The sequence below is a fragment of the Streptomyces antimicrobicus genome, assembly GCF_020532625.1.
Taxonomy (GTDB): domain Bacteria; phylum Actinomycetota; class Actinomycetes; order Streptomycetales; family Streptomycetaceae; genus Streptomyces; species Streptomyces antimicrobicus.
In genome coordinates, this window is record NZ_JAJAUY010000229.1 from 1 (window position 1) to 5,079 (window position 5,079).

A 5,079-nucleotide genomic window follows, 5' to 3' on the forward strand; every position below is an offset into this window, starting at 1 on the left:
GCCGAAGGCGCGGCGGCGGAGGGCTCGGCCGAGGTGGTCGCGTCGGGGCTGCGGGCGGGCAGGGCGGGCACGGGGACCGAGACCGGCGGACCGGAGCGCGGGGGCGCGGAACCGCCGTCGGGCAGCATCAGGAACACCCCGATCACCAGCGCCGGGACGCCGACCGTGAGCAGCGCGAGGACCGCGAAGGGCAGCCCGCGCTCGCGCTCGCGCTCCCGCCTCCGGCCGCGCACCGGTCCGTCCTCCCGCCGGGGCCCGGCGGCGTCCCACCCGGGCGCGGCGGCGTCCCACCCGGCCCCGGCGGCGTCCCGCCCCGCGGCCGCACGGCGGCCGTCCGTACGCCCTCCGGTACCGGCGGACCCGGGGGCCGTGGCCCCGCCGCCGGTCGGGGGGCGGCGTGCGCCGGTCCCCGCGGCTCGCACGTCCACCGGGGCGCGGTCCGGCCGGACGCTGGCCGGGTACGGCGTGGCCGGTGGGGCGACGGGAGCGGGAGGTACGGAAGGTGCGGAAGGTACGGGAGGTACGGCGGGGTCGGAAAGGGTGGCCGGGGCGGAAGAGGCGGAAGAGGCGGAAGAGGCGGAAGAGGCGACGTAGGGCCGTACCAGGAGACCGTCGTCGCCGAACGGGCCGGGGCCGTCAGGGTGGTGGGGCACGTTCTTCTCCAGGCAGGGGTACGGGAACCGGCGCGGCGGTGCGGTGCCGGCTCCCGACCCGGTCGTCAGGCCCCGCGTCGCCGTGCGATCAGCACCATGGCCGCGCCCACGGCCAGGACGAGACCCCCGGCGACCGCCAGTGTGCCGGACCGGGCGGATCCGGTCACGGCCAGGTCCGTACCGGCGGAGCCGTTCGGTCCGGTCCCCACCACCACACCCGCGCCGTCGGCGGTGGCGGCGGGCGAGGCGGACGTCGAGGCCGGGCCCGGCCGGTGTCCGGCGGGCCCGGGGACCGGCAGGCATCCGGTGAACGGCTCCTGCTGGGTCCCGGCGGAGCCACTGCCACCGCTCAGGGACCTGGCGATCACCGAGCCGCTCGTCCCGGCCGCCCCGGCCGCCCCGGCCGTGCCGAGGTCGACGGCCGCGTCGGGCGCGAGTAAGGTGCCGGGCCACGGCTTGGGGCTCCGCTTGACGAGCCGTACGGCGTCGGGGAAGTTCCACAGCAGCCGCGTGCCGAGTCGGCCGTCGGCCGCCGCGACACCGCCGGCCTGCGGACCGGCCGCCTCCGCCACCGCGAAGCCCGGTCCGCCCGCGGCCTCTTCGTCGTAGGCCGTCCCCTCGACGGTGACCGTCGTGACCGCGCCCGCCGGGACCTCGATCCGCACCTCCCGCGCGTGTTCGAGTACGCCGGCCGGGACGCTGAACGCGTTGAACCGTCCGTCGTGGCCCGGCAGATGGAGCACGGTCCCCTCCAGCCGCCACTGCGCCGCAGCGAGGGACGCCAGCGCGGCGGAGGTCCCGCGCAGCGCGCGGAACTCGGCGGCGACGTCGGGCGAACCGGGCCCGTCGCCGACCCGGGTGCGCCGGTCACCCTCGGCCACGAACTCGCCCTGGCGGCCCGCGAATCCGAGTGGATCGGGGCACGTGGCGTCCGGCGCCACCGTGGGGTGGGACCGGACCGTCGCGGTGACGCCGGCCGTCGGCACGCCGGAGCCGGGCGCGACACCGAGGGCCCCGAGCGCCCCGAGGACGAGCACGGCCGGGGCGAGGGCGGGGCGGACGGTGCGGGGCATGGCGGACGGCTCCGGAGGAACAGCTGCGGTTGCTCGGTCGGGCGCACTCTTTCCCTCCGAGAACGTCCAGGTCAAGCCGGATGTCCGAGCTGCCCCATGCATCCTGTCTGTCCGCACAGGAGGGCATACGACTCGGCCGCACGCGCGGCTTGTTCCCTGCGCCCGGACGACCGCGATCCGCTTGTCCGGAACGGTGGCTCCTGGTGTCCGGACCAGGAGCACCTGGCCGTCCCGGACGACCGCCATCCGCTCGTCCGGACCCCGGGGACCCCTATCGCCCCGGGCCGCGGAACCAGCTCGTCCGGACCGTCGGGCGACCCGGGTGTGCCTCGGGCGCCCTCACCCGTGCGCGTGACCGTACGGGCGCGGCCGGGCCGGCGTACGGCATGGTGGGCAGATGCAGTTGCGCCGTGCCGTGCCCCTCTCCCTCGTCGCGCTCCTGGCCGGCGCCGGATGCGTGTCCGTGACCCCGCAGCAGGCGACCCCGTCGCGGGGCACCGGCACCCCGGCGGGCGCCCCGGTGCTGCCGCTCGGCGAGCTGCCCCAGGGCTCCGCGGCGCCGCCCGTGCCGCCGCCGGGCGGTACGCCGGATGCCGGCCCGTCGGCGGAGCCGGCCAAGGAACGCGTCCAGCCCGCGCGCCCCCGCCCGGCCCAGCCGACGCAGCCCCGGCGGGTCCCCCGCAAACCCCGTCCGGCACACCCGCACCAGCACCAACACCAGCACGGCGTACCGCGCGTACCGCCGTCAGGGCCGGGCATGGACGCCCTGTGCGCGGCCGCCGAGGGCAATGTGCCCCCGGCCGTGGTGGACCTGTGCGTGGGGCAGTACGGCCGCCCGTGACGGGCCGGTCCCGGCGCGGTACCGCTGCGGTACCGGCGCGGCGGGGCACGCGGGCCAGGTGGCCGTGCCGGCAGGCGCTAGGCGGCGCGCCGGGACGTGGCCGTGGCGCGGAGGCGGCGGACGGCGTCGCCGCCCCGGCGGCGGAGTTCGGTGGGGGCCATGCGGGCGCGCTGCCCGCCGCCCGCGATCAGCGCGTTGACGGGGGTCAGCGGGTCCGCGGCCATCGCCTTGGCCAGCAGGACGCCGAGTACCAGCGGCACCAGGGACACGGCCAGGGCCGAACCGGCGGCGGTCACGTGCTCGATGCGGGGGTTCCGGGCGGGCGCGGCGGACTCGGTACGGGTCATGGCCCCATTCGAGCAGCGCGCGGCGGCCGGGGAATGGGAGGGGATACTCAGGTCGTCGGACGTGACGTACTCAGTCGAGGCGACGAGGGGTAGGTGATCGGTGGTGGTGGCGGCGGGCGGAGGCGGCTTCGAACCGGCCACCGGGGACGGCCCCGCGCCCACGGTACCGGCCGGCACAGGGGCGGCCGATTCGCGGGCTGCCGAGGCGCCGGGAGCCGAGGCGCCGGGAGCCGGCGCCCGGGCGGCCGAGGTGCGGGCCGCGTTCGAGGGGCTGTTGCAGATCCGGCGCACCGTCAACGGCGAGGCCGGCGCGGACGTGCCGGCGCCGTGGGAGCGGCAGCGTCCGGTCCGCGCGGTCGCCCTCGCGCTGGAGGCGGCCGGACTGCCGCCGTCGGCCGTGGACCCGGCCGACGGACCCCTGCGGACGGCGACCGGGTACGTGGTCGGGCCGGGCGAGGCCCCCGGCCGGGCCCGGGTCACCTGGGCCGGGCCGCCGGGCGGCGGGGCCGCCGCGCAGGAGCGGGAACGGCTGGGGGCCTGCGCCGAGGTGCTGGGGCGGCTGGGGTGGCAGTGCCTGCTGTACCGGGGGCCGCGCGGGCGGCGTTTCCTGGAGGTCGAACCGCCCCGGTGAGGGGCGCGGTCCGGCGTCGTCCACACCCGCGGCCGGACCGGGGCCGGTTGTCGTAGGCCGCTGTTACGGTCATCGACATGACGCACCGTGACCGTTCCCTGCATCTGCTCCGAGCGCGCCCGGACCTGGCGGCCCTGGCCGCGTACCCGTTCGGCTTCGACATCGAGCGCGCCTACCACGTCGAGGAGGTCGAGCTGGCCTCCGGTGCGTCGCTGACCCCGATAGCCGGCACGGACACGGGCGGTACGTACTTCCTGTGCGAGGGCGGCGAGGTGCTCCACGCCGGTTCCGAGGGGGAGTACGCGCTCGTCGGCGACAGCGTCGACGAGGCGCTGGAGCACCTCGTCGGGCTGCCCGCCGGGCTGTGGTACGAGCGGATCGACCCGGCGTTGTCGGGGCCCGAGCTGGCCGCGCTGGTCGCCGAGGGTGACGAGGAGGAGCAGGAGTACTACGAGGGCTCGCTCGCGGACGACCGGGCCAGGCTGCTGGCCGGGCTCGGGCTGCGGCAACTGCCGGTCGCGGAGCTGGCGGAGCGGGTGACGCGCGCCCTGCTGCGCACCGAACCGGAGTTCCTGCTGCTGAACGCGGCGGAGGGCGGGGTGTACCGGCTCTCGCCGGACCTGCCGCGCCCGCCGATATGGGAGACCGTGCTGGCGCCGGGCCGTGCCGATCTGAACCGGATGCGGGCCGACGAGGACTGCTGGGCCGAGGTCCTGGCGGACGACGGACGGCGGGCGACGGTGGCGGGCGCCGCCCGCTTCGACCGGCGGAAGGCCGATCTGCCGCTGCTGCGCGCGCTGTTGCGGCGTACGGCGGAGGAGGACGGCACCTGGGACTTCCTGCAGGCCGCCGTCCTGGTCGGGGTGCACGGCGATCCCGCCGACCACGCGCTGGTCCGGGCGCTGCTGGAGGCGGAGCCGCACCAGCGGGCCGCGGTCGACGGGCTCGGCTTCCCGGAGGACGCGGCGGGCTGGGAGGCGTGGGCGCGGGCGGTGGACGAGGCCGAGTTCGGGGACGCGCCGGACCGGGTGCCGGAGCTCGACTGGGCGCGGCTGGCGGCGTTCCAGGGGCAGGAGCAGCTGGCGCGGGCCACGTTCCTGAAGCTGCTGGCCGGTGCCGGACCCGCCGACGGGTCCCTGCTGCGGGCGCTCGGGCCGGAGTTGGCGGAGCTCGGGGAGTTCCGCCACGCCGCCCGGGCGTGGCGCTGGTACGCCTCCCTCCAGGACGAGCCCGGCGACCGCGTCGCGGCCCTGCTGCACGCCGCCGAGCTGGAGCGGCGGGCGGGACGCCCCGAGGCGGCCTGGGACTCCCTGCACCGGGCCGCCACCGTCCTCACGGACGGCCTGGGCCCCCACTTCCCGCCACCCACCCGCCCGGTCACGCAGGACCAGCTCGCGGCCGTACGCGAGGAACACACGGCCCTGGCCCACGCGGCGGAACGAGCCGAACTGCCGGCCTTGTCGGAGCGGATACGCACCTCGGCGAAGTCCCTGCCCCCGACGACTCCCGCCCACCCCGAGCCCTAGCGAGCCCA

Annotated in this window: 5 protein-coding genes and 1 pseudogene; 3 read left to right on the top strand and 3 right to left on the bottom strand. The window is 78.0% G+C overall.

Annotation, left to right across the window (positions count from 1 at the left end):
- A pseudogene (locus LG632_RS29415) lies at positions 1 to 233 on the bottom strand (hypothetical protein); the annotation flags it as partial.
- Between the two features lie 485 nt (positions 234 to 718).
- On the bottom strand, positions 719 to 1,726 hold the full coding sequence (locus tag LG632_RS29425; protein WP_226730979.1) for a choice-of-anchor A family protein: 1,008 nt from the start codon (positions 1,724 to 1,726) through the stop codon (positions 719 to 721).
- 397 nt (positions 1,727 to 2,123) lie between these two features.
- Here LG632_RS29425 and LG632_RS29430 point away from each other — a divergent pair, with 397 nt between their 5' ends.
- Positions 2,124 to 2,567, top strand: coding sequence for a hypothetical protein (locus LG632_RS29430; protein WP_226730980.1), 444 nt, complete (start codon positions 2,124 to 2,126; stop codon positions 2,565 to 2,567).
- A 77-nt stretch (positions 2,568 to 2,644) separates the two neighbouring features.
- Here LG632_RS29430 and LG632_RS29435 read toward each other — a convergent pair whose 3' ends face one another.
- Positions 2,645 to 2,914, bottom strand: coding sequence for a hypothetical protein (locus LG632_RS29435; RefSeq protein ID WP_226730981.1), 270 nt, complete (start codon positions 2,912 to 2,914; stop codon positions 2,645 to 2,647).
- Between the two features lie 106 nt (positions 2,915 to 3,020).
- On the opposite strand from LG632_RS29435, the gene LG632_RS29440 reads away from it, so the two are divergent.
- Positions 3,021 to 3,545 carry a hypothetical protein gene (locus LG632_RS29440; protein WP_374203634.1) on the top strand — a complete coding sequence of 175 codons (525 nt, stop codon included), beginning with the start codon at positions 3,021 to 3,023 and terminating at the stop codon, positions 3,543 to 3,545.
- 77 nt (positions 3,546 to 3,622) lie between these two features.
- On the top strand, positions 3,623 to 5,071 hold the full coding sequence (locus LG632_RS29445; protein WP_226730982.1) for a hypothetical protein: 1,449 nt from the start codon (positions 3,623 to 3,625) through the stop codon (positions 5,069 to 5,071).
- Positions 5,072 to 5,079: the final 8 nt, after the last annotated feature.